Origin of the sequence: Cellulomonas sp. Leaf334 (assembly GCF_001424195.1) — a bacterium.
Lineage (GTDB): Bacteria > Actinomycetota > Actinomycetes > Actinomycetales > Cellulomonadaceae > Cellulomonas.
The window spans coordinates 494,247-518,652 of sequence record NZ_LMOO01000001.1 but is presented as its reverse complement, the minus strand read 5'-3'; the positions used below and the strand labels follow the sequence as shown (position 1 = coordinate 518,652).

Genomic DNA, 24,406 nt, shown 5'->3' with positions numbered 1-24,406 from the left:
CGTGCTCGCGACGGGAACCGAGACGCCGGAGGTCGCCGAGCTGCTCGCCTCCCGCGGTATCGCCGCGCACGCGTCGTCCGTCTCCCCGAGCGGTCTCGTCCCCGCCGACCTCACGGCCGACGACCTCCTCGCCTGGACGACCGACGCGGTGCTGCCCGTGCACGCCACCCTCGACGTCCAGGCTCCCGCCGCGCCGCTGCTGCGCACCGACACCGGGAGCCAGGCGCTCGGCGCCACGGTCGGCGCCGGGGTGCGCGACGAGGGCGGCGGCCTGCTCGTGCTCGGCGTCGACACGCTCGCCGACCCGGAGGTCCTGCTCAACGCCGCGATCTGGGCGGCCCGACCGCCAGAAGCTGTCGTCGCCGACGCCGAGGCCGAGCAACACGACGAGCTCGTCTCGCATCCCGCGTGGACGCGCCTGAAGCGGGACGTCACCGAGCTCCAGGGCCTGCAGGTCAAGGACGGGTCGGTGCCCGACGCCGGTCAGCACGCCCGCGCCCGCGAGCTGGTGCACGCGATCGTCCGGTCCGTCGACGAGCTCGCGCCGGCGCTCCCGCACGACGAGGACTACCTCACGGCCGTCGGCAAGGACCTCACGCGCTGGTCCGACGCGGGGTTCGGCGTCCCGGACTTCCTCGACTCCCTCGTCGCGTTCCACCCCCAGCGCCAGCGCGTCGACGGGCTGCCCCACCTCGTGCTCTTCCCGATGTACACGCAGAACGGCAGCACGGACAGGCGCGTCGAGGCCGTCCTGCTGCAGGTCCGCTGGCCCGACGTCATCGCCCACCTCGAGGCCGAGCAGTTCAGCAACGCGCTCTTCGTCCCGGTGACGTTCCTCGACTTCACCCCGGGCTACGACACCAACTCCGCGGTGCTCTTCCCGGAGACGGTCGCGGTCCGTGAGGTGCCGACGTTCACGTGGGGCGCGATCTTCGCCGACCGCGAGGCGGCCCGGTTCCGCCGCGTCGTGCGCGCCGCGGCCGACACCACCCGGCTGGCGCTGCCGCCCGACGCCGCGCGGCTGCTGGACGACCAGCGGCTCGCCGAGGAGACGTTCGTCCTGTGGGACCTGGTCCACGACCGCACCCACATGCGCGGCGACCTGCCGTTCGACCCGTTCATGATCAAGCAGCGGATGCCGTTCTTCCTGTACTCGCTGGAGGAGCTGCGCTGCGACCTCACCGCGTTCCGGGCGGCGGTGCGGCTGGAGGGCGAGGGCGTCCCGCACGCGCGGTACGTGCAGTACGCGATCCTGTTCGACCGCCTGTTCCGGTTCCCGGTGACGGGCACCCGGGTGCGCAACTACGACGGCCTCGGCGGCCAGCTGCTGTTCGCCTGGCTGCACCAGCACCACGTGCTGCACTGGACGGACTCGCGGCTCACGATCGACTGGCCGCAGGTGCCCGATGCGGTCATCGCGCTCGCCGAGCAGATCGAGCAGCTCTACTGGCGGTCGATCGACCGCCCGAAGACCGCGCACTGGCTCGCCGCGTACGCCCTCGTGTCCGGCACCGTGACACCGCACCCGGCGTCGGTGTGGGCGCGCGGCGACCTGCCGCTCGACGGTCCGCCCAAGGGGTTCACCGACGCGGTGCTGGACGACGAGTTCCCGCTGTCGATGTTCTACGAGGCGTTGTCCCGCAAGATCGCTGACGTCGTGGCGTCGACGAGCGGGATCACGGCCTGAGCGCGGTAGCTCCCCGACATCGTCGGATCGGGCGGCACCAGGTCCACCCCGCCGCCGGAGACGTCCGAACCCGGCCGCGGTCCGCCCGTGGACAGGGTCACGGTGCACATCTCGTCGACCTCCCGCCAGAAGGCCTCGTCGTACCAGTAGCCGGTGTGGCTCAGGACGCGCGGCAGGGGCTGGTCGACGACGTACCGGTGCGTCGGCGGGTCGACGAGCTCGACGTCGACGGCGTCGGCGATCGTCGACGTGCCTGAGCTCACGTGGCCGCCGATGTAGTCGGTCGCGTAGAAGATGTTGCGCCAGAGCACCGGTCCGATGCCTGCACGGTCGTCGGTGATCCCCGCGAGGAAGCCGTCGCTGAACAGGGCGGGGAACGCCCACCGGTAGAGCTTGCCGAGGGGCGAGCCGAAGGTGACGACCCCGATGGTCGGCTCCACACCTGCGCGGCTCGACGTCCTGCCGAGCGCGGCGGCGGCGATGACGCTGCCCTGGGAGTGGGCGGACACCACCACACGACCGCCGTTGTCGTGCAGGCGCCAGATGCGGCGCGTCAGCTCGGGCACCGCCCGCTCGGCGTACGCGGGCGGGGCGAACGGGTGGAACGCCCGCGGGAAGAACGTGCCGACGTCGAAGAGCGACCCCAGGACGCGACGCCAGCGCTCGTTGCGCCACGCGAGCGTCAGCACGAGGACGTACAGCGGCGGGAAGGCGACGGCGACCTTCGTACCGACCTCGACGAAGAACATCGGCGGCTCGCGGTGCTGGATCAGCACCTGGTTGAGGAAGAGCACCAGCCCGACCACCGCGCACACGGTGAGCGCGACGAACAGGACCGCGACGGCACGGGAGTGGTCGCCGACGAACCGCATGGTGGTGACCTTGTGCACCCAGGGGGTCGGCCGGCCCGCGCGCTGCCGACCACGGGCGCCGAACAGCGGGGGGTCGAACGCCGACCGCCACCACGCCGCCTCGGTCCCCGCGGACGCGCCCGGCTCGACGTCGGGGATGCCCGCCGCGGTGTACCGGGTCCGCAGGTCCGTCTCGACCCCCGGCGCGTTGACCTTGGTCCGGCGGCGGAGCACGACGACGAACGTGGCCGCGAACAGCACCACGAGCAGGATGAGGCCGAGCGAGAGGATCGACGCGAGCGAGCCGATCGCCATGGGGACGTAGATGACGGTGCCCTGCTCCGCGAAGACGCCGGTCCCCGGGCCGAAGCCCCACGAGATCGTGCCGACCACGCCCGCGACGTAGACGATCGCGGACAGCAGCACGGTGTTCGCCACGACCATCGCGATCGTGTTCATGACGAAAGGCCCCGCCCACGGGAAGGTGCTGAGCCGAGGCACGGGCTGCCCGGTGCGGCGCAGCCGGCGCGTCTGCCACAGCCGGTAGAACCACGCGAGGGACTGCTGCGCGGCGAGCGGGACCAGCAGGACCAGGCTCAGGCCCCAGACGACGTTGAGCGCCGGACGGGCGCCGGGCAGCATCCCTGCAGGACCGGCGCCGGGCGGCAGCATGACCGCGGCCGCCCCCGCCAGGACGAGGGCGGCGGTGGTGAGCGTCAGCGCGATCCAGCCGAGGTCCGCCTGCGCGTCGTCGAACGCGAGCATCCCCATGAGCAGGAGCAGCGCGGCGCCTGCAGCCACCGTGGCCACCTGCCCGAAGGCGCCCGCGCCGGTGCCGGCCCCGAGGCCCCACGTCGACCACCCGAGGAAGAGGGCGACCACGCCGAGGCAGGCCGTGAGGTGGATCCGGGACAGGAACTTGTGCCACTCGAGACCCGCCCAGAAGTCCGCAGCACGGAGCCCGCCGTCGAGGGCGGCGGCGCACCGCAGGGACGGCGGCGGCGGGGTCGTCGACGTGACGTCGGGTGCACCGGGCTCGGCGCTGATGGGCGTCGGCGGCACGACGCTCTCGTAGGACGACCGGGAGTGGCGCGCGAGGACCGCGAACACGAGGGCGACCAGGACGGCCGCGAGAGCGCCGAGCACGATGCGGTTCCCCGGACGCTCGACCGCCGTCCACGTCTCGACGGTCTGGGCCCACCAGGACGTGACACCACCGGGCACCCCGGCCGCCTGCTGCGCCGGACCGGGCAGCGGCTCCGTCCGGCCCCACTGGTACGCGAGGACGTCGAGGGCGAGATAGGTCACCATCGCCGCGGTGCTGATCGTCAGGGCCAGCGCGGTCAGGCGGGCGAACCACCGGAACACCCAGAGGGTCGCGGGACGGCTGATCTCCTCCTCACCGGCCGTCACCCAGCGGCGCGCCATCCAGCCCGCCATGTTCGCCAGCATCGACGGCAGCAGCAGGGCCCAGAGCGCGCGCATCCGGCTGCGGGACGTCAGGCCACCCCACGAGTACGCCTCGCGGTGCCGCCCGGCGGCGTCGGTGGTCCGGTAGAAGCCCGCGACGCGGTCGCCCGCGACGCGGGTGGGCGTCGCGTCGCCGAGGAGGGACTCGGGGCTGGTCCCGCCGACGCCGTGCACGCGGATCTCCGTGAGTCCGCCGAGCTCGACCGGAGCGGGCACCAGCCCACCCGATCCCGGAGAAGTCGTCACCGGTGCCTCCTGGTCCACGTCCGTGCTGGATAAGGGCTGGGCAGCGTCGTCGCAGATACGCGCGAGATCAGTCGTCGGTGCGGTCGGGCGCGGCTGCCTCCGACCGTCCGTGGAACGCGGCGACCAGCCGGGCGACGAGGACGGCGAGGAACACCTGGCCGACGAGCGCCTCGAACGTGGCGATGCTGCGACCGGGGAACAGTGCCGCGGTGTAGTCGCCGTAGCCGAGCGTCGTCAGGGTCGTGTAGGAGAAGTACTGGAACGAGCGCGAGTTCGCCGCCTCGCCGGAGGCGAAGAACGGCCCCGGGGTGAGGGCGTCCATGACGCCGAAGAGGCTCGCGAAGAACATCCCGATGATCAGGTACGCGCTCAGCGCGCCGGCCAGCGACTGCACCGTCACGGCCGTCCGACGCAGGATCCGGTCGAGGATCACGACGAGTGCGGTCATGAGGATCACGCAGACCACACCGTCCAGCACGCCGTCCGCCGCCGCCCGGGGGAGCACGAGCTGCGAGACCACCGCGACGACCGCCGAGACGACCAGGACGACGCGGACGAACCGCTTCTGGTGCGGCATCGGTCGCGAGGTCCGCACCGCCAGGCCGAGCGTGAAGAGGTACAGCACCAGCACGACCAGCTCGACCCACAGCGCCGAGCTCAGCGCGAACGCCACGTACGCCGTGACCAGCAGCGACAGGACGATCCCGAAGTCGTCGGTCCCCGTCCGTCTGGCGAGGAAGGACCGGCGCCGGTGCGGGGCGGCGATGCCTGACTCGTCCGGTTCTGTCACGTTCCGGAGGCTAGCAGCGCGGCTCTCAGCCGAGCGTCACCAGGTCCCGCACGTCGTCGTCGGGCAGGGCGTCCGCGACGGCGGTCACCTCGAGCTCGTCGAGGTCGGCGTACCCGTGGTGCACGTTGAGGAACGCGGTGTCGGAGGCGTCACGGCCGGTGGCGATCCGCACGAGGCTCGTGCGCGGCGCCAGGGTGGTGGCGTCGACGACGTACCACTGGCCGTCGAGGTTCGCCTCTGCGACGGCGTGGAAGTCCATAGGTGACAGTCCGGGCGCGTAGACGGAGACGAGCCGAGCGGGGACGTCCAGCGCGCGCAGCAGCGCGATGACCAGGTGCGCGTAGTCACGGCACACGCCCTTGCGGCCCAGCAGCGTCTGCACGGCGCCGTCCGTGGGCAGGCTCGACCCCGGGACGTAGGAGAGCCGGGACCCGACCCACGAGCTCACCGCGGAGAGCAGGTCGTACCCGTGCAGGCCCGCGAACTCGGCGTGCGCCGTAGGTCCGAGCGTGTCCGACTCGCAGTAGCGGCTGGGGCGCAGGTAGCGCAGCAGGTCGGCCTCGTCGGACGCGACCGGTGTCGCGCGACCGTCGACCGACGCCGAGTAGTCGAGGACGAGACGGCCGGGGTTCGCCTGCACCACGTGCAGCCGTGTCCCGTGATGGTCCGGGACCTCCCGTACCTGGACCGGTGAGCCGTCCAGCGTGACCCGCAGCGACTCCTGTGCGGAGAGCTGCGTGGACACCGCGAGCTCGAAGGCGAGGGTGGCGGGCGAGGTGACGTCGAGGGACAGGTGGGCGCTGAGGTCACGATGCACGCGCTCATCGTGGTGCACAGATGTGCAGCGCGCCTCTGGGGACTACCAGGCGGACCGCACGTAGTCCTTGAGGAAGCAGCCGAACAGGTCCTCGCCGGCCTCGCCGCGCACGATCGGGTCGTACACGCGGGCGGCACCGTCGACCAGGTCGAGCGGGGCGTGGAAACCCTCCTCGGCCAGCCGGACCTTGGTCGGGTGCGGGCGCTCGTCGGTGATCCAGCCGGTGTCGACGCTGGTCATGAGGATGCCGTCGGTCGCCAGCTCGGTGGCGCTGGTGCGGGTCAGCATGTTCAGCGCCGCCTTGGCCATGTTGGTGTGCGGGTGGCCCGGGCCCTTGTAGCCGCGCGAGAAGACACCCTCCATGGCGGAGACGTTCACCACGTACGCGCGCTCGCCGGCGGTCGCCTTCATCGCCCCGCGCAGGCGGCTGACCAGGATGAACGGTGCGGTCTGGTTGCACAGCTGGACCTCGAGCAGCTCCATCGGGTCCACCTGGTCGACCGTGTGGACCCAGCTGTTGGTCTCCGCCGTGTCGGGCACCAGGCCCCCCGCGTCGATCGCCGTGCCGGCCACGAGCCGTTCCAGGGACGCGTGCTCGGCCGACAGCGCCAGCGACGCCACAGCGCCGGCCGAGATGCTCGTGAGCTCGGTGACCGACCCCGCGAGCGCGACGGGGTGGGCGCTGCTGGTGCGGCCGAACGTCGTGATCTGCGGCAGCGGCCGGTCTGGCAGCGGTTCCAGCTCCGCGTCGGCCAGGTGCGTGTACGCACCGGGGGAGCGGCGGACGGTCTGCGCGGCGTTGTTGATGAGGATGTCGAGCGGTCCCTGCGCGGCGACGGAGTCCGCGAGCGCGACCACCTGAGCCGGGTCGCGCAGGTCGATGCCGACGATGCTCAGCCGGTCGAGCCAGTCGGCGCTGTCGGGCATCGCGGCGAACCGGCGGGCGGCGTCGCGCGGGAACCGGGTGGTGATCGTGGTCGTCGCCCCGTCCCGCAGGAGGCGCAGCGCGATGTACATGCCGATCTTGGCGCGCCCGCCGGTGAGCAGCGCGCGCTTGCCGGTGAGGTCGGTGCGGGCGTCGCGCTTCGCGTGGTTGAGCCGGGCGCACGCGGGGCAGAGCTGGTGGTAGAACGCGTCGACCTCGACGTACGGCTCCTTGCAGATGTAGCAGGGCCGGGCCTTGAGCAGCGTCCCCGCGGTCGCGCCCTGGGCGCTGGAGACCAGCGGGATGCCCTGGGTCTCGTCGTCGATGCGTCCGGGGCTGCCCGTGGCCGTCGCGTGGATGACGGCGCGGTCGGCGGCGCTGATGGCGTCCCGCTTCTCGGCGCGACGCTGCTTCTTCGCCGCCTTGAACAGTGCGGACGTCGCACGGCGGGCCAGGGCCAGGTGCGGGTGGTCCGACGGCAGCCGGCTGATCTGCTCCGCGACGCGGAGGAACACGTCGAGCTCGGCGGGGTCGACGCCGTCGAGGGTCTGCGGGGTCGTGGTGAGGGCAGTCATCGTGCGGTCCTAGCTGGTCGACAGGGAGTGGCCGACGGGCAGGGAGCACGAGAGCCGGGGCGCGCGGGGAACGGTCGATCCTACCTGTCGGACTGTGGACGCCCTTCGGGGGGCGCAGCGGGCGCTCCGCCGAGCAGGTCGCGCAGCCGGTCGTGCCGCGCCTGGTATGACGGGCCGAACCGTCGGTGCGAGCGTTCGAGCTTCTTCCCGCGGTACCGGCGGCGTGCCCAGTAGGAGCTGGGCTTCGCCAGTCGCGCGGCGCCGATCCAGGCGAGCGTGGGCACCACGACACCGAGGATCCCCGTCGCCAGCTTGCCCTTGAGGACGCACACGAGGGCGAACGCCAGGTGCGTCGCGACGAGGAACGAGTACAGCCACGCAGGCAGGTTCGACTCGTTGGTGCTGCCGACGGGGGAGACGGCGAGCAGGATCGCGCCGCCCAGGGCGCCCCCGACGAGGATCGCGTCGATCGACTTGCGTCCCTCGGTCGACCAGTAGACGTCGTCCAGGTGGAACCACAGCGCGAACTCGTCGAGCGTGAGCGCGGCGCCCGCGCCGAAGAGCAGCGCGAGGACGTCGATCCACGGCGACTCGGGCCGGAACCGGAACGTCAGGAGCCCGGAGACGAGCACGAGCAGGATGCCCCACACCTGGTGATGGACGTGCACGCCGCCGATGTAGACGTCCTTCACCGGACCTGATCCCTCGGCGCGTGCCGCCTGCCGGGCATGGATCCGGCGCGTGACGGTCCGCACCACGGCGAACGTGACGAGGAAGCCGACCAGCGCCCACAGCGCGGGTGAGCGCCCGGTCTGCACGAAGGTCTCGTCGTACCAGGCCACGAGTCGGACCCTACCTGGGGACATATCGGGACGGACCGCGCTACGTTCGACGCGCAGGTGCGTGCCGGGGGAGGCAGTCAGCCGGCTCCGGACGGATGAACTGGAGGAGCACAGGTGAGCGAGACGTCCGACCCGTTCGGCCCGATCCACGGCCGGCCCAGCTTCCGCGAGCACATCGACCGCGGGACGTTCCCGCCGCACGGGCTGGAGCCCGACGAGGCCTACGAGCTCCTCCACACCGGCCTCATGCTCGACGGGCGCGAGACGCTCAACCTCGCGTCCTTCGTCACCACCTGGATGGAACCTCAGGCCGAGAAGCTCATCCACGACTCCCTGCGCAAGAACCACATCGACCACGAGGAGTACCCGGCGGCGTCCCTGATCGAGGAAGCCTGCGTGCACATGCTCGGCGACCTCTTCAACGCCCCCGACCCCACCGTCGTCGTCGGGGTGGCCACCATCGGGTCGTCCGAGGCGATCATGCTCGGCCTGCTCGCCCACAAGCGCGCGTGGCGGGACCGGCGGCGGGCCGCGGGCCTGGCGACGGACCGGCCCAACGTGGTCTTCGGTGCGGAGACCCACGTGGTCTGGGACAAGTTCGCCAACTACTTCGACGTCGAGATGCGCAAGATCCCGATGAAGGCGGACCGGTTCGTGCTCAGCGCGGACGACGTCGAGGCGCACGTCGACGAGAACACCATCGCCGTCGGTGCGGTCCTGGGGACGACCCACATCGGCGAGGCGGACCCGATCGAGGAGATCAACGACCTCCTCGTGCGGATCAAGGCGGAGAAGGGCTGGGACATCCCCCTGCACGTCGACGGCGCGAGCGGGGCGTTCATCGCCCCGTTCGCCGAGCCCGACCTGCGCTGGGACTTCCGGCTCGAGCAGGTCGCATCGATCAACGTGTCCGGCCACAAGTACGGCCTGGTCTACCCGGGGGTCGGCTGGCTGATCTTCCGGGACGCCTCGAGGCTGCCCGAGGACCTCGTCTTCAGCGTCAACTACCTCGGCGGTGCGCAGCCCACCTACACGTTCAACTTCTCGCGCGGGTCGGCCATGATCCAGGCGCAGATGTACAACTTCCTGCGGCTCGGGCGCAGCGGGTACACGTCGATCGTCGAGACGATGCTCGCCAACGCCCGGTTCCTCAACGAGAGCCTGGAGGCGAGCGGCCGGTTCGAGATCCTCAACCCTGGGCTCGCCGAACCCGTGGTGACGTTCTCGATCAAGGGAGATCCGGGCTTCGACGTCTACCACCTGTCGGCGCGGCTGCGTGAGGACGGCTGGATCGTGCCGGCGTACAGCCTGCCGCCCGACGCGGACGCGGTGCACCTGCTGCGCGTCGTCGTCCGCCTCGACCTGAGCCGGATGATGATCGAGCAGCTGCTGCGTGACCTGATGGCCGGATGGGACGCGCTCGTCGCGGAGCAGCCGGTGCAGCGACCGACGAGCAAGCCGGACCTGTGGACCTCTCCGGCGCACGCGGCTGCCAAGAGCAAGGCGCGCACCGGCCTCCAGAAGTGACGGCGACCGTCCCGGACCTCCCGGCGGGCTGGCGGGTGCAGCACACCCGCGGCCCGCTGGGGTTCGTCACGCACGCCGTGCTCGTGCGCCCGGACGGGACCGAGGTCGAGTGGAGCTCGCGGCGGCACCGCAAGGGTCTCGGTCTGCGGCTCGCGGGTGTCCGGGCCGAGGGTGGTCGGGCCAGCGCGATGAGCTGGTGGATCGGGAGCCTGTTCGCGATCGGGTCGCTGTGCTTCGCCCTCGGCTCGGTCCCGTTGTACTTCGACGCCCTCGACCCGGCCGTGGTCGCCGGCACGTTCTTCGTCGGCTCGATCTTCTTCACGTCGGCCGCCTACCTGCAGTTCCACGAGACGCTGCGCGCGCCCGGCGGGGTGCTCACCGAGTCGGCGCGGCCCCGCCCGCTCGCCTCGCTCGTGGGCTGGAAGCCGCACCGGATCGACTTCTGGGCCGTGCTGGTCCAGCTGGTGGGCACCGTGTTCTTCAACATCAGCACCTTCTCGGCGACGCAGGCGGACCTCACGGCCGAGCAGGCCCGGCACCTGGTCTGGGCGCCCGACGTGTACGGGTCGATCTGCTTCCTCGTGGCCAGCTGGTTCGCCTACGCCGAGGTCAACCGCGGGGTCCTCCCGCGCCCGGACCGCTCGATCGGCTGGAGCATCGCGGCGCTCAACATGCTCGGGTCGATCGCGTTCGGTGTCTCGGCGGTCGCAGCCCGCTACGTGCCGTCCACGGACCAGTCGGCCAATCTCGAGCTGGTCAACCTCGGCACGTTCGTCGGTGCGGTGTGCTTCCTGGTCGGTGCCGTGCTGCTGCCCGTCGAGTCGGCGAGGGAGCGATCGTCGGCCTGACCCCGCAGACTGCGTGCGTGGACGACGACCCGATCGCGCGGCTGCTCGCCGACCCGCCCGACCTGCCCGTGCGCGACGGGCTCCCCGGCGTCGTCGCCGCGCTCCGGGCGCGGGGCGTCGTCGTGGTGCAGGCGCCACCGGGGACCGGCAAGACGACCCTGGTCCCACCCGCCGTCGCCGCGGCGGTCCCCGGGCGCGTCGTGGTCACCCAGCCGCGGCGGATCGCGGCACGCGCCGCTGCGCGCCGGCTGGCGCACCTGCTCGGCGAGCCCGTCGGTCGCACCGTCGGGTTCTCCGTCCGGGGAGAGAGTCTCGCAAGCGCTGCGACGAGGGTGGAGGTGGTCACCACCGGGGTGCTGCTGCGCCGCCTGCAGCGCGACCCGGAGCTGCCCGGGGTCGGCGCGGTGATCCTCGACGAGGTCCACGAACGCCACCTCGTCGACGACCTCGCGCTCGCGCTGCTCGTCGACGTCCGGACGCACCTGCGCGACGACCTCGCCGTCGTCGCGATGTCCGCGACGGTCGAGGCCGAGCGCACCGCGGCCCTCCTGGGCGGCTCCGAGCCGGCGCCGGTGGTCGCGGTCGCGGGTGCGCTGTTCCCCGTCGACACCCTCTGGTGCCCGGCCCCCGCGCGCACCGCCCGGACCGACGACCGCGGGGTCACGCCGGCGTTCCTCGACCACGTGGCGGCGACGGTCCGCCGTGCCCTGGCCGAGCGTTCCGGCGACGTCCTGGTCTTCGTTCCGGGCGCCGGCGAGGTCGACGGGGTGGCGCGCCGGCTCGGCGGGCTCGACGTCGACGTCCGTCCGCTGCACGGTCGGCTGCCCGCGCACGTGCAGGACCTCGCGCTGACGGCCGGCACGCGACGCCGGGTCGTCGTGTCGACGGCAGTCGCGGAGTCGTCGCTCACGGTGCCGGGGGTCCGGCTCGTGGTCGACGCGGGACTGTCGCGCGAGCCCCGCACCGACCACCGCCGGGGCCTGGCGGGGCTGGTGACCGTCGGGGTGAGCCGCGCGTCGGCGGAGCAGCGCGCGGGCCGCGCCGGGCGCGAAGGACCGGGCGCGGTGTACCGGTGCTGGTCCGCGCACGACCACGCGCGCCTGGTCGCGCACCCCGAACCGGAGATCCTCACGGCGGACCTCACGACGTTCGCGCTCGAGCTGGCGTGCTGGGGGAGCCCCGACGGTCTCGGGCTCGCCCTGCTCGACCGGCCGCCCGCCGCGGCGATGGCGGTGGCGCAGGCGACGCTCGTCGCGCTCGGGGCCGTCGACGGCGACGGTCACCCGACGGCGCGCGGCCGGGCGGTGTCGGCGGTCCCCGCCGACCCCCGGCTCGCCCGAGGGCTCCTCGACGGTGCCGCGCTCGTGGGGGCACGACGCGCGGCCGAGGTGGTCGCCCTGCTGTCCGAGGACGCGCGTGCCCCCGGCGGTGACCTGGTCGCGGCGCTGCGTGCCCTGCGGCGCGGAGGACCGCAGTCCGGACCGTGGCGGGCGCAGGTGGGCCGGCTGCGGGCGTCGGTCCCGGACGGTGGTGCAGTGGACGGGCTCAGCGACGACCTCGCCGTCGGGCTCGTCGTCGCCCTCGCCCACCCGGACCGCATCGCCCGGCTGCGACCCGGCGGGTCGACGTACCTGATGACGTCCGGCACGGGTGCGGTGCTGCCACCCGGCTCCGGGCTGGCAGGGCTGCCGTGGCTGGCCGTCGCCGACGCGGATCGTGGAGCCGGCCGCCGGGACGCCACGATCCGCTCGGCCGCACCGCTCGACCTCGAGGTGGCCACGGACGCCGCGCCCGCGCTGCTGCGCGAGGACGACGTCGTCGCCTGGGCCGACGGTGCGGTCGTCGCGCGCCACGTCCGGCGGCTCGGCGCGATCGAGCTGACGTCCGTGCGGCTCGCCGACCCACCTCCCGAGCTCGTCGTGGCGGCGATGCGCGACGGGCTGACCCGGGAGGGGCTGGCCCTGCTGCGCTGGACGGACGCGGCCTCGGGGCTGCGCCAGCGGATGGCGTTCCTGCACGGCGCGCTCGGTGCACCCTGGCCGGACGTGTCCGACGACGCCCTCCTGGCCGCCCTCCAGTACTGGCTCGGACCGGACCTGGCGCGCGTCCGCGGCGCCCGGGACCTGAGCCGCGTCGACGTGGTGCAGGCACTGCGCCGGCTCCTGCCGTGGCCCGACGCGTCCCGGCTCGACACGCTCGCCCCCGAACGCCTCACGGTGCCCAGCGGGTCGAGCCTGCGGGTGGACTACACCGGCGACCAGCCCGTGCTCCCGGTCCGGCTGCAGGAGGTCTTCGGGTGGCGCGCCACACCGCGGCTGGCCGACGGTCGCGTGCCGGTGCTGCTGCACCTGCTCTCACCCGCGGGTCGCCCGGCGGCCGTGACCGCCGACCTCGGGTCGTTCTGGAGCACGGGCTACCCGGCGGTCCGGGCGGAGCTGCGCGGCCGGTACCCCAAGCACGCGTGGCCCGACGACCCGCTGGCCGCCGCGCCGGTGCGGGGCGTCCGCCGGTAGGTCAGTCGGCGCGGCCCGTGGCGTCGCACGGTGGAGTGAGGTCGATGCCGACCTCGGCCAGCTGCGCGTCGACGATGCGCACCGTGCGCTCCATCGCCGCCGGTTCGAGCTTGCCCACCTGGTCCCCGTGCGGGTGGTCGAAGAAGCCCAGCAGGAGCAGGAGGAGCGTGATGACGACGGTGACGCTGCCCATCAGCAGGCCCTGCGTGACCGCGCCCTCCGCCGAGTCCGCGAAGAACAGGACATAGACGAAGATCACGGCGGAGATGACGAACAGGACCAGCCACAGCGGCAGGGGGATGAGACCCTCCGCGCCGTGCACGCGGTCGATGCGGGCCTGCTCGCGGTTGGACGTCTGGTCCATCCACCGGTCGTACGCGGACTGCTCGACAGCGGTCTGCGGTTCGACGGTGTCGATCGTCTCGAACAGCGCCGGGCCCCACGGGTTGAACGCGTCACCCAAGGTCCCGTCCTGCATCCGCGGCCACTCGACGCCCACCACGGCCCGGGCGTAGCAGACGAGCTCGCCGGTGAGCTCCTCGCGCACGTCGGCGGGCAGGAACTGGGCGGTCTGCACCTGCTGCGCGACCGTCACGGCCTCGGTCTCGGCCCCGGAGCGCGCCTGGTCGTAGGACTGGAACGCCAGGAAGATGATGAAGCCGAGCAGGACCGAGAAGCCCGTGGCCAGCACGCCGAACACGCCGGACGCGCGGTCCCCGTCGCTGAAGTAGCTGCCGGCCGGGGCCCGGCGCCGCACCAGCAGCATCGCGGACACCGTGAACGCCGTGACACCGAGCGTGATCAGTGCGCCCACGACGATGTTCATGCGGCGCAGCTCGCGAGGCGACGGAGTCGGGGCACATGCCCAAGATAGGGCCATACCGGACCCGTCGTGCGGCACCATGTCCGCATGCAGGATGCGACGAGGACGTCCGGTGGTCTGCTGCGCCAGACCTGGTGGCGGGCGCGCGACTACGCGTCGGTGCTCGGGTGGCAGGCGGCGGGCATCACGTCGCGGACGGATCCCGACTCCCTGCGAAGTCCCGCGAACCCGGTCGGGCCGCCGGTCGTCCTGGTTCCGGGGGTGTACGAGTCGTGGCACTTCCTGCTGCCGCTGGCGACGCTCCTGCACGACCACGGCGTGCGGGTCCACGTGCTGCCGGACCTGGGCAGCAACCGCCGGCCCGTGCTGCGCGGGGCGAGCGTGCTCGGCCGGTACCTCGCGGCGCACGACCTGTGCGACGTCGTGGTGGTCGCGCACAGCAAGGGCGGGCTCATCGGCAAGCTCGCGATGCTGCGGGAGGACCCCAGCGGCCGCATCGCGTCGATGATCGCGGTGAACACCCCGTTCGCGGGGTCGTCGTACGCGCGCTGGTTCGTGACGCCGGCCGTGCGGGCGTTCATCCCGAGCGACGCCACGATCGTCGCGCTGGACGCCGAGCGCACCGTCAACCACCGGATCACGTCGGTGTACAGCTGGTGGGACCCGCACATCCCGGCGGGGAGCGCGCTCGACGGGGCGACGGAGGTGGTGCTCGACACCCCGGGACACTTCCGGCCGCTGGCCGACCCCCGCCTGCACGAGCTGCTGCTGCGGCGGACCGTGGGCGCCTGACGGCTCAGCTGCGCGGGAGCTGCAGCACCCGGGTGTAGCCGGGGGAGCCGGGGTCGTCGACGATCTCGCGCCCGTCGAGCCAGGACGAGATCACGTGCGAGAGCTCACCGGGGTGGCTGAAGTTGATCGCGTGCGCGGCACCCTCGATCAGGGCGACGGTGGTGTGGGCCGCAGCCAGGCGGCTCACCTCCCGGACCCGCGCGGGCGGTGCCATCAGCGGGTCCTTGCTCCCGATGACCGCCAGCGTCGGTACGGGGGTCTTGAGGAGTCGCTCCAGGGACGGGAAGCGCGTCATCTCGCTGAAGAGGTGGAACGTGTTGACCGGACCGAACCGCAGGTAGTCGGGCACGGCCACCCTGGCCATCCTGCGGTTCTCCCGCGCACTGTCCATCGCCAGCTGCCGGACCGCACGGCCCAGCCCCTGGTTGTGGATGCCACCCGCGGGCGACACCAGCACGATCCGGTCGACGCGGTCGGGTGCGGCGTGGGCCACCTCGAGGCTGATGGGGCAGCCCATGGAGTTGCCGACCAGGACGACCTTGTCCAGTCCGAGCTCGTCCAGGATGTGCAGGAGGGCGACCGCGAGCGCCGGGATGCCGAGGGTGTAGCCCCAGCTCTCGCTCTTGCCGTAGCCCGGCAGGTCGGGGACCAGGTTGACGGCGCGCGACGCGAGCATGCGGGCAGTCGGCATGAGGTACGCGCCCGAGATCCCGAAGCCGTGCACATGGACGATCGGCAGCGCGCCCGGGACGTCGCTGCTCTCCCGGTAGAAGACGTCGTGGCCCTCGACCTCGACGGTGCTCTCGGTCCACCCGGCGCCGTTGTCCACCATGCGACAGATCGTGGCAGAGCGGCACCGCGTTGGCGAGCGTGTCGCCCGACGACACGAGAGCGGCACCTCAGGACCGAGGTGCCGCTCCGGACAGGACCCTGTCGGGTCAGCGCAGCCAGCCGAACCGCTGCACGAGCGGGAGCTTCGCCCACCGGCGACCGAGGCCCCAGGTGTCTCCGGCGAGGAGCGTCGCGCAGACGACCAGGACCAGCGCGTAGATCACGTGGTAGTCCATTACCGGGTTGGTCGAGCCCTGCAGGAGCGGCCACTCGGCCACCCACATCGACAGCATGAGCAGCGACCCGGCGACGGCAGAGACCCGCAGGCCGATGCCGAGCATGACGGCGGTGCCGACTCCCAGCAGGCAGAGCATGAAGAGCCAGTCGGTGACGGGACTCGCCATGGAGGCGAAGACGTCCTTGAACGGGCCGACCGAGCCGAACGTCATGAAGCCCTGGCTCGGGGTGCCCCCGTCGAGCCACGACAGGCTCGGTGAACCCTCGGCCACCGCAGCGCCGGTGCTGTAGTGCAGGCCGAAGGTCTTGTCGAGGAAGGCCCACAGGAAGATGAATCCGGTGGCCAGCCTCGTGACGGCGAGCCAGCGACGGCCCGTCGACGACGTGACCAGGTCGTCCTCGACCAGGGTGGCCGGGTGCGTCGAGGTGCTGACCTCGGGGTGGATGGTGGCCATGACGATCGACTCCCCTTCGTGGCGATCCCGTGAAGGATCTGTGCTGAACCGTGCTGACGGCTCCAGACTGCTCGGCCCACCGGGGCCGCCACAGGGTCGAAGGTCCTCGCGTCAGGACAGCGGCACGGACCAGCGCAGGTGCGTCCCACCCTCGGGCAGTGCGCGTACGGCCACGGAGCCGCCCCAGCGCGCGGCACGGTTCTCGAGGTTGGCCAGCCCGCTGCGGCGAGCGACGTCGGCCGGGATCCCGACGCCGTCGTCCTGGACCTCGACCACGAGGTTCGGACCCACCTGCACCCGGACCACCACGTCGTGCGCCCGGGCGTGCCGGGCGACGTTCGCCAGTGCCTCCCTGACCACGGCGACGGCGTCCTCGACGACGTCGTCGGGCACCGTCGCGGTCACCCCGTCCGTGCGCAGGCGCGGCAGGAACCCGAGGACCTGGCGGGCGCCGACCACCTCGGCGTCGATCCGGTGACGCAGACCCGTGCCCGTGCCGTCGGACCGTGCACCGAGGCGGAAGATCGTGGTGCGCACGTCCTTGATCGTCTCGTCGAGGTCGTCGACGGCGGCCTCGAGCCTGCGGGCGACCTCCGGCCGGACGGCGTCCTGCGCGGCGGCACCCTGGACGTCCAACCCGATGGCGAACAGTCGCTGGATCACCATGTCGTGCAGGTCCCGGGCGATCCGCTCCCGGTCCTCGAGGACTGCCAGCCTCGCACGGTCCGCCTGGGCGTCCGCGACGTCGAGCGCGAGCGCGAGCTGCTCGCCGAACCCGGCGATGCTGGGCAGGTCCAGCCGGGGCGCGTCACCCGCGGGCCAGGACACCTCGACGGCGCCGATCCACCGGTCACCGCTGCGCAGGGGGAGTGCCAGCGCCCAGGTCCCGTCCGCCTGCTCGCGCAGCGCCGGCCAGACGCCGGCGAGCTCCTCGGCGAGGGCCGTCGGCAGCTCGTCCGTCTCCCCGTAGAGGGCCGAGCCCGTCGCCCGGGCGCTCTCCTGGACCCGTGCCAGCACGGCGTCCAGGGCCACGTCGCGGGGCAGGTCGCCCGTGAGCCACGACGAGGTGGCGGCCGCCGTCTCCAGCCACAGCTCGTGCTCCCGCGCCTGGTGGTAGGCGCGGGCGTGACCCACCGCCACACCGGCCGCGGCGGCGAGCGCGACCGCGACCTGCTCGTCGCGAGCGGTGAAGTCGATCGGGGTGCCCTCCGGGCCCAGCTTGTCGGTGAGGTACAGGTTGCCGAACACCGCGCCGCGGGCGCGCACCGGCACCCCGAGGAACGTCTGCATCGGCGGGTGGTGCGCCGGGAACCCGACCGACGACGGGTGGTCGGCGAGGTCGTGCAGGCGCAGCACGTCCGGGGCGGTCGAGAGGTGACCGAGAACACCGCGACCCTCGGGCAGGTGACCGATCAGCAGCGCCGTCTGCTCGTCGATGCCCTGGTACACGAACTCCTGCAGCCCCCCGTGCTCCCCGAGCACGCCCAGGGCGCCGTACCGGGCACCGGTGAGGCTGCACCCGGCCGCGACGAACCGCTCCAGGACGGTGGCCATGTCGAGGTCGGCGGTCATCGAGACGACCGCGTCCATCATCGCCTCGAGGCGGTCGTCACGTTCGGAGCCGGATTCGATGGCGTCGGGCCGCATGGTCGGAGCATAGGCAGATCGTCGGGCGATCCAGGCCTTTCGACCCTGGGTGGCGACGAACGCCGGGCGAACCCTGGAGGTGACGCGAGACCGAGACACGAGGAGGTGAGGACGATGCGCGCACTGGTGGTGTACGAGTCGTCGTTCGGGAACACGGAGCGGGTGGCGCGGGCCGTCTGGGAGGGCATGCGGCAACGTCTGCCGGACGCGGCGCTGCGCGATGTCGGGTCCGCCCCGCGCCGGTTGCCGCCCGAGCTGGAGCTGCTGGTCGTCGGCGCGCCGACGCAGGCGTTCGGCATGAGCAGGCCGCGGACGCGCGAGGACGCGCAGCGGCAGGCCGGCGTGGACTCGCCCGTCCCGGGCATCGGGGTGCGGGAGTGGCTCCGGGAGCTCGAGCACCCCGAGCGTCCGGTGCACGCGGCGACCTTCGACACCCGTATCCACACCCCGCACGTCCCCGGCTCCGCCGCGGTCGGTGCGTGGCGGGTGCTGCGCCGCGACGGCTTCCACGTCTCGGCCGAGGCGGAGAGCTTCTGGGTGCTGGGGATCCGCGGTCCGCTGCGCGACGGGGAGCTCGACCGCGCGCGGTCCTGGGGCGTGAGCCTGGTCAGCCTGCTGTCGGGTCCGGTCGGGAGCGCGACGCGCTGAGCGGGTCTACTCGGGGTGCAGGCGGTTCTGCTCGGTGATGAACAGGGCTGCCTGCGTCCGTCCGCGCACCTCGATCTTGGCCAACAGGCTCGAGATGTAGTTCTTCACGGTCTTCTCCGCGAGGAACATCCGGTCGGCGATCTCCCGGTTGCTGAGCCCTTCCCCGATGAGGTCGAGCACGACGCTCTCCTGGGTGGTCAGCAGGTCCAGACGCGGGTCGCGCTGGTGCGACTCGCGCAGCCGGGCGAGCACACGCTCGGTGGTCGCGGGGTCGAGCAGCGACCTCCCGCTCGCCACGAGACGGATCGAGTCGAGCAGCTGCGAGCCCCGGATCTCCTTGAGCACGTACCCCGCCGCGCCCGCGGTGATCGCCGCGAGGAGCGCCTCGTCGTCCTCGAAGGACGTGAGCATGAGGCAGCGGACGCCCGGCGCCGTCGAGGCGAGCTCGCGGCACACCTCGATGCCGCTGCCGTCCGGCAGGCGCACGTCGAGGAGCGCGACGTCGGCCTCGGAGCGAGGGATGCGGACGAGGGCCTCCTGCGCGGTCGCCGCCTCGCCGACGACGGTGATGTCGGCGGTCGACTCGAGGAGGCGCAGAAGACCCTGACGGACGACCTCGTGGTCGTCGAGCAGGAACACCCGGATCTGTGGCATGGCGCCACTGTGCACCATCACCGGGGTGCGTGGCGGTCGAGAAACGCGTAGACCTCGGCATCTTCGACGCCGGGAAATGCCCCCGTGGGCAGCGGCGAGAGCACGTGCGCGTGCACCGCCGCGCTCGGCCAGGCGTGCGGGGCCCACTGCGCGGCCAGCCCGGGGTCGGGGAGCCGGCAGCAGGTCGGGTCGGGGCACCGGGACTCGCGACGCCTCGTCGTGTCCCGACCGCGGAACCACTTCGCCGCACCGAACGGGACGCCGACCGTGATCGAGAACCCGCCTGCCGACGTCGAGCCCGTCTGCGTGGTGCACCAGAACGTGCCCTCGGGCGTGTCGGTGTACTGGTAGTACTCGCCGGCGCGGTCGCGACGAGTGAACGCCGAGCGGGCCGCCCACTCGCGGCACACGACCTGGCCCTCGATGGCGCCGGTGCCGTCGGTGGGGAACTTCACGGCATCGTTGCTGTAGCCCTTGAACAGGGTGCCGTCGTCACCCACGCGCAGGAAGTGCAGGCGGATGTCGAGATGCTCGGTCAGCAGGTTGGTGAGCCGCTGGGCGGCAGCCTCGTGCGTGACGCCGAACGAGTCGCGGAAGTCCTCGACGGCCAGCTCCTTGCGGCGCTTCGCGGCGCTGAGGTGCGCGACCGCGGCCGTGCCGGGCATGAGGCAGGCGGCGGCGAAGTAGGTGATCTCGACGCGCTGGCGCAAGAAGTCCGCGTAGCTGCGCGGCGTCGAGTGGGCGAGGACGCGGTGCGCGATCGCCTGGAGCGCCAGGGAGCGCAGGCCGTGGCCACCCGGGATGGACGCCGGGGGCAGGTAGATGCGGCCGTTCGCCAGGTCGGTCACCGTGCGCGTGGAGTGCGGGAGGTCGTCGACGTGGATCAGCGTGAAGCCGAGGTCGGCGGCCATCGACGCGACCGCGCTGTGGGTCAGGGCGCCCGTCGTGTACCCCGCCCGTCGCACGAGGTCCTCGGCGGCGGTCTCGATCTCGGGCAGGTGGTTGTTGCGCTCCCGCATCCACAGGCGCAACGCCGTCGTCGCACGGCGGGCCTCCTCGGGCGTCGCGATGGCGGCGTCGTCCCGCCGCGCCAGCTCGCGGTGCAGCCCGACCAACGCCTCCAGCGCCTCCGTCGACAGGTTCTTCGCCGGCCGCACCGTCGGCAGGCCCAACGCCGCGTACGTCGCCGTGCCCTGCGCGCGGTCGAGGTCGATCTCGAGGGCGGCACGCCGGGACGGCGGCGCGGCGTCCAGCAGGTCCGTCGTCGTGGTTCCCAGTGCCGAGGCCAGGGACTGCAAGAGGCTCAGCCGCGGCTCGCGCCGACCGTTCTCGACCAGCGACAGCTGGCTGGCGGTCGAGCCGACGAGCTGCCCGAGCTCGTCGAGCGTGAGACCTCGCTCGGTGCGGGCGTGCCGTATCCGCCGGCCGAGCAGGAGCATCTGGCTCCCCGCGGCGGCCGGTTCGCGCGGGTCGCTCGGCAGGTCGATGACCGGACGGGGGGAGTTCGTCGCCATGACGTTGACCGTAGGCCAACAATGCAGATTCTTGCGCTCGCGGCGCCCTTGAGGATCTCCGCGAGTACCGTGGACGCTTGAAGGAGTCGGGAATTCCTCCCGGCCAGCCCTGCGAACAGGAGCCCTTCATGACGTCGTATGTCTCGCGGTTCCGCGACGGTGACAAGGACCAGAAGGACCTCCTGGGTGGCAAGGGCGCCAACCTGGCCGAGATGACCAACCTCGACCTGCCGGTGCCGCCGGGCTTCACGATCACCACCGCGGCCTGCCGGGCGTACATGCGCGACGGGCACGTCCCGCCCGAGCTGCGTGTCGAGGTGACGCTCGCCGTCCGGGAGATCGAGGACACGATCGGGCGCCGGCTGGGCGACTTCCACGAGCCGCTGCTCGTCTCCGTCCGGTCCGGGGCGAAGTTCTCCATGCCCGGAATGATGGAGACGGTCCTGAACATCGGGCTCAACGACGCGTCGGTGAAGGGGCTGACCGAGTTCTCGGGCGACGAGCGGTTCGCGTGGGACTCCTACCGGCGGCTCATCCAGATGTTCGGCAAGACCGTCCTCGGGATCGACGGCGACCTCTTCGCGACGGCGCTCGACGAGCGCAAGGCCGCTGTCGGCGCCGTCACGGACGTCGACCTGTCCGCGCAGGACCTGCGCGTGCTCGTGCAGACGTTCAAGGACGTCGTCGTCGAGCAGACCGGCCGCGAGTTCCCCCAGCACCCGCGCGAGCAGCTCGACATGGCGATCGAGGCCGTCCTCGACTCCTGGAACACCGACCGGGCGCGTCTGTACCGGCGGCGCGAGCGCATCCCGCACGACCTGGGGACGGCGGTCAACGTCGTGAGCATGGTGTTCGGGAACCTCGGCGAGACCTCGGGAACCGGTGTCTGCTTCACGCGGGACCCGTCGACGGGGGAGACCGGCGTCTACGGCGACTACCTCCCGAACGCGCAGGGCGAGGACGTCGTCGCGGGCATCCGCAACACCCTGCCGCTGGCGGAGCTGGAGGTGCTGGACCCGGTCTCGTACGACGCGCTGCGCCACGCGATGCGTCGGCTCGAGACGCACTACCGCGACCTGTGCGACATCGAGTTCACCATCGAGCGCGGCAAGCTCTGGCTGCTGCAGACGCGCGTGGGCAAGCGGACGGCGGCGGCCGCGTTCCGGATCGCGACCGAGCTGGTCGACGAGAGTCTCATCACGATGGACGAGGCGATCACGCGCTGCACGGGCGACAAGCTCAGCCAGCTGCTGTTCCCGCAGTTCGACGCCGGTGCTGCGCGACAGCTGCTGACCCGCGCGATGCCGGCGTCCCCCGGCGCCGCCGTCGGCGAGATCGTGCTCGACAACACCCAGGCCCTGGAGCGCACCGCGGCCGGCGCGCACGTGATCCTGGTCCGCCGCGAGACCAACCCCGACGACCTGCAGGGCATGATCGTCGCCGACGGTGTGCTGACCGCCCGCGGCGGGAAGACGTCGCACGCCGCCGTCGTCGCCCGCGGGATGGGGACGTGCGCCGTCGTCGGTGCGGAGGAGCTCGACGTCGACGCTGCCCGCGGCGAGGTCCGGGTGCGCGGCGAGGTGCTGCGCGCGGGGGACACCATCGCCATCGACGGCTCCACCGGCGAGGTGTTCCGCGGCGAGGTCCCCGTCGTGGACTCCCCGGTGATGGTCTACGTCTCCGACGGGCTGGACGCCGGGCTCGCGGCCGCGGCCGACCCCGAGGCCCGCGCGCTGGTCACGGCCGTGGACCGCGTGCTCCGGCACGCCGACCACGTGCGCCGGATGCACGTGCGCACCAATGCCGACTCCGCCGACGACGCCCGGCGCGCCCGGGCCCGCGGTGCCGAGGGGGTGGGCCTGTGCCGCACCGAGCACCAGTTCCTCGGCGAGCGTCGCCAGTACATCGAACGCCTCGTGCTGGCCGACACCGACGACGCCCGGCAGGCCGCGCTCGACGCGCTCCTGCCGCTCCAGCGCGACGACTTCGCCGGCCTGCTGGAGGCCATGGACGGGCTGCCGACGACCATCCGCCTGATCGACCCGCCGCTGCACGAGTTCCTGCCCGACCTCACCGAGCTCGCGGTCAAGGTCGCCGTCGCGGCCGAGCCGGACCCGACGGACGTCGCCCTCCTGGCGGCCGTGGAGCGGATGCACGAGCAGAACCCGATGCTCGGGCTGCGCGGCGTCCGGCTGGGCCTGACGCTGCCGGGACTGTTCGCGCTCCAGGTCCGGGCCATCGCCGAGGCGACCGTGCAGCTGCGCCAGGCGGGGCGGGACCCGCGGCCGGAGATCATGGTGCCGCTCGTCGGGTCCGTGCGGGAGCTGCAGCTGGTGCGCGAGGAGGCGGAACGTGTGCTGGCGGAGGTCAGCGCGTCGTCCGGCGTCCCGCTCGACGTCCCCATCGGCTGCATGATCGAGCTGCCCCGTGCCGCGCTGACGGCGCACCGCATCGCGGAGGAGGCCGACTTCTTCTCGTTCGGCACCAACGACCTGACGCAGACCACGTGGGGCTTCTCGCGCGACGACGTCGAGCGGGCGTTCTTCGCGGACTACCTGCAGAACGGGGTGCTCACCATCTCCCCGTTCGAGACGCTCGACGCCGACGGGGTCGGCGCGCTGGTCCGGGCAGGTGTCGAGGGCGGGCGGTCGACGAAGCCCGGGCTGCACCTGGGGGTGTGCGGCGAGCACGGGGGAGACCCGGAGTCGATCCACTTCTTCCACGACGTCGGTCTGGACTACGTGTCGTGCTCACCGTTCCGCGTCCCGATCGCCCGGCTCGAAGCGGGTCGGGCGGCGGTGGCCCGGGGGTCGTCAGCCGGGTGAGGCGAACAGCGCCCGGGCGTGGTCGACGATCGCGTCCGGTCGCTCGTCGGCGACGAAGTGCCCGGCGCCCGCGACGAGCTCCTGCCGGAGGTCGTCCGCGCAGCCCTCGTACCCGCCGAGCAGCTCGAGCGGCAGCCCTGCCTCGTCGTCGGCTCCGTAGAGCACGACGGTGGAGGTGCTCAGGTGGGCACCGCGGTACACGCCCCGGGAGATCCGGCCGACCTCGCCCAGGATGACGTTGCGGTAGAGCGCGGACCCGGCCCGGGCACGGGCGCGGTCCCGCAGCGGCGCGACGAAGAGCTCGACGTCCTCGTCCGACCACGCGTCCGGCACGGTCGGGGAGCGCAGGAGGTGCCGCGGGAGACGCCCCGACCGCAGCGCCCAGGGGCCGAGACCTGGGGTGGCGATGACCTCCTGGAACCAGAGCCGCCACAGGACTCCGAGCATCCGCGGGTGGAAGCGGACGAACGGGTGCCCGGCACCGAACGTGAGGTGGCTGCCCACGCGGTCGGGGTGCTCGAGGCACAGGGCAAACCCGAGGATGGACCCGAAGTCGTGCGAGACGAGGTCGACTCGCTCGACGTCGAGAGCGTCCAGGAGGGCGAGGACGTCGGCGAGCAGCTGCTCCCGGGTGTACCCGCCCGCGGGGGCGGCGGTCCACCCGGCACCGCGCAGGTCCGGACAGATCAGGTGATGATCCTGGGCGAGGTCCGGGACGACCTTGCGCCACTCCCACCAGTGCTGCGGGAAGCCGTGCAGCAGCAGCACCGGTGGGCCGCTCCCTGCCTCCGCGACGTGCATGCGCAGACCGGGGAGCTCCACGAACCGGTGCGTGACCCCGTCGAGAGCCGGGAGGGTGGCCATCCACGCAGGCTACTACGGTCGTAGT

Annotated in this window: 19 protein-coding genes; 7 read left to right on the top strand and 12 right to left on the bottom strand. The window is 72.7% G+C overall.

Translation table 11 applies throughout. The features are described 5' to 3' along the window. Window positions 1–328 precede the first annotated feature (328 nt). Entirely contained in the window at window positions 329–1,687 is a 1,359-nt protein-coding gene (locus tag ASF78_RS02430; RefSeq protein WP_056587982.1) for a DUF6421 family protein, read from the top strand. On the opposite strand, the gene ASF78_RS02425 is transcribed toward ASF78_RS02430, so the two are convergent. The 5 genes from ASF78_RS02425 to ASF78_RS02405 all read right to left on the bottom strand — a co-directional run bounded on the left by ASF78_RS02425 (window position 1,624) and on the right by ASF78_RS02405 (window position 8,203). Beyond that, window positions 1,624–4,254, bottom strand: coding sequence for a hypothetical protein (locus tag ASF78_RS02425; RefSeq protein WP_156374004.1), 2,631 nt, complete (start codon window positions 4,252–4,254; stop codon window positions 1,624–1,626). The two genes, ASF78_RS02430 and ASF78_RS02425, sit on opposite strands and share 64 nt — an antisense overlap. A gap of 67 nt (window positions 4,255–4,321) precedes the next feature. Beyond that, window positions 4,322–5,044: a potassium channel family protein gene (locus tag ASF78_RS02420; RefSeq protein WP_235518356.1), complete on the bottom strand. Its 723-nt coding sequence runs from the start codon at window positions 5,042–5,044 to the stop codon at window positions 4,322–4,324. Between the two features lie 25 nt (window positions 5,045–5,069). Further along, the gene (locus ASF78_RS02415) at window positions 5,070–5,861 is read right to left on the bottom strand and encodes a transglutaminase family protein (protein ID WP_056584481.1); all 792 of its coding nucleotides are present in this window, start codon (window positions 5,859–5,861) and stop codon (window positions 5,070–5,072) included. 42 nt (window positions 5,862–5,903) lie between these two features. Next, window positions 5,904–7,361 (bottom strand): SDR family oxidoreductase, encoded by a 1,458-nt coding sequence (locus ASF78_RS02410; RefSeq protein WP_056584478.1) that lies wholly within the window; start codon window positions 7,359–7,361, stop codon window positions 5,904–5,906. 80 nt (window positions 7,362–7,441) lie between these two features. Next, window positions 7,442–8,203 (bottom strand): hypothetical protein, encoded by a 762-nt coding sequence (locus ASF78_RS02405; RefSeq protein WP_056584475.1) that lies wholly within the window; start codon window positions 8,201–8,203, stop codon window positions 7,442–7,444. 114 nt (window positions 8,204–8,317) lie between these two features. On the opposite strand from ASF78_RS02405, the gene ASF78_RS02400 reads away from it, so the two are divergent. From ASF78_RS02400 to hrpB, 3 genes are read left to right on the top strand one after another with little or no spacing between them, the layout of a single operon-like run. Next, entirely contained in the window at window positions 8,318–9,730 is a 1,413-nt protein-coding gene (locus tag ASF78_RS02400; protein WP_056584472.1) for a glutamate decarboxylase, read from the top strand. Next, complete coding sequence (locus ASF78_RS02395; RefSeq protein WP_082494756.1) at window positions 9,727–10,578, top strand: YrhK family protein; 852 nt, start codon at window positions 9,727–9,729, stop codon at window positions 10,576–10,578. Before ASF78_RS02400 ends, ASF78_RS02395 begins: the two co-directional genes overlap by 4 nt. 17 nt (window positions 10,579–10,595) lie before the next feature. After that, entirely contained in the window at window positions 10,596–13,091 is a 2,496-nt protein-coding gene (hrpB, locus tag ASF78_RS02390; RefSeq protein ID WP_200940509.1) for an ATP-dependent helicase HrpB, read from the top strand. A gap of 1 nt (window position 13,092) precedes the next feature. Here the strand turns inward: hrpB and ASF78_RS02385 are convergent, their stop codons facing one another. Further along, a complete protein-coding gene (locus ASF78_RS02385) occupies window positions 13,093–13,917 on the bottom strand; it encodes a DUF4239 domain-containing protein (protein ID WP_056584470.1) in 825 nt (274 codons plus the stop codon). A gap of 84 nt (window positions 13,918–14,001) precedes the next feature. Here ASF78_RS02385 and ASF78_RS02380 point away from each other — a divergent pair, with 84 nt between their 5' ends. Then, window positions 14,002–14,706, top strand: coding sequence for a triacylglycerol lipase (locus tag ASF78_RS02380; RefSeq protein WP_056584467.1), 705 nt, complete (start codon window positions 14,002–14,004; stop codon window positions 14,704–14,706). Between the two features lie 4 nt (window positions 14,707–14,710). Here the strand turns inward: ASF78_RS02380 and ASF78_RS02375 are convergent, their stop codons facing one another. The 3 genes from ASF78_RS02375 to ASF78_RS02365 form a co-directional block, all read right to left on the bottom strand. After that, window positions 14,711–15,538 (bottom strand): alpha/beta fold hydrolase, encoded by an 828-nt coding sequence (locus ASF78_RS02375; protein WP_056584466.1) that lies wholly within the window; start codon window positions 15,536–15,538, stop codon window positions 14,711–14,713. 106 nt (window positions 15,539–15,644) lie between these two features. Beyond that, the gene (locus tag ASF78_RS02370; protein WP_056584463.1) at window positions 15,645–16,229 is read right to left on the bottom strand and encodes a hypothetical protein; all 585 of its coding nucleotides are present in this window, start codon (window positions 16,227–16,229) and stop codon (window positions 15,645–15,647) included. Between the two features lie 111 nt (window positions 16,230–16,340). Beyond that, window positions 16,341–17,876, bottom strand: coding sequence for a GAF domain-containing sensor histidine kinase (locus ASF78_RS02365; protein WP_056584460.1), 1,536 nt, complete (start codon window positions 17,874–17,876; stop codon window positions 16,341–16,343). 114 nt (window positions 17,877–17,990) lie between these two features. Here ASF78_RS02365 and ASF78_RS02360 point away from each other — a divergent pair, with 114 nt between their 5' ends. Next, window positions 17,991–18,524, top strand: a complete 534-nt coding sequence (locus tag ASF78_RS02360; protein ID WP_056584457.1) for a hypothetical protein — start codon at window positions 17,991–17,993, stop codon at window positions 18,522–18,524. 6 nt (window positions 18,525–18,530) lie between these two features. On the opposite strand, the gene ASF78_RS02355 is transcribed toward ASF78_RS02360, so the two are convergent. Together ASF78_RS02355 and ASF78_RS02350 are read right to left on the bottom strand one after the other, a co-directional pair. Further along, entirely contained in the window at window positions 18,531–19,178 is a 648-nt protein-coding gene (locus ASF78_RS02355) for a response regulator transcription factor (protein WP_056587972.1), read from the bottom strand. Between the two features lie 17 nt (window positions 19,179–19,195). Continuing rightward, on the bottom strand, window positions 19,196–20,692 hold the full coding sequence (locus ASF78_RS02350) for a helix-turn-helix domain-containing protein (protein ID WP_082494754.1): 1,497 nt from the start codon (window positions 20,690–20,692) through the stop codon (window positions 19,196–19,198). 128 nt (window positions 20,693–20,820) lie between these two features. Here ASF78_RS02350 and ppdK point away from each other — a divergent pair, with 128 nt between their 5' ends. Beyond that, entirely contained in the window at window positions 20,821–23,517 is a 2,697-nt protein-coding gene (gene ppdK, locus ASF78_RS02345) for a pyruvate, phosphate dikinase (protein ID WP_056584454.1), read from the top strand. Here ppdK and ASF78_RS02340 read toward each other — a convergent pair. Continuing rightward, the gene (locus tag ASF78_RS02340) at window positions 23,506–24,381 is read right to left on the bottom strand and encodes an alpha/beta fold hydrolase (protein ID WP_056584452.1); all 876 of its coding nucleotides are present in this window, start codon (window positions 24,379–24,381) and stop codon (window positions 23,506–23,508) included. The two genes, ppdK and ASF78_RS02340, sit on opposite strands and share 12 nt — an antisense overlap. Window positions 24,382–24,406: the final 25 nt, after the last annotated feature.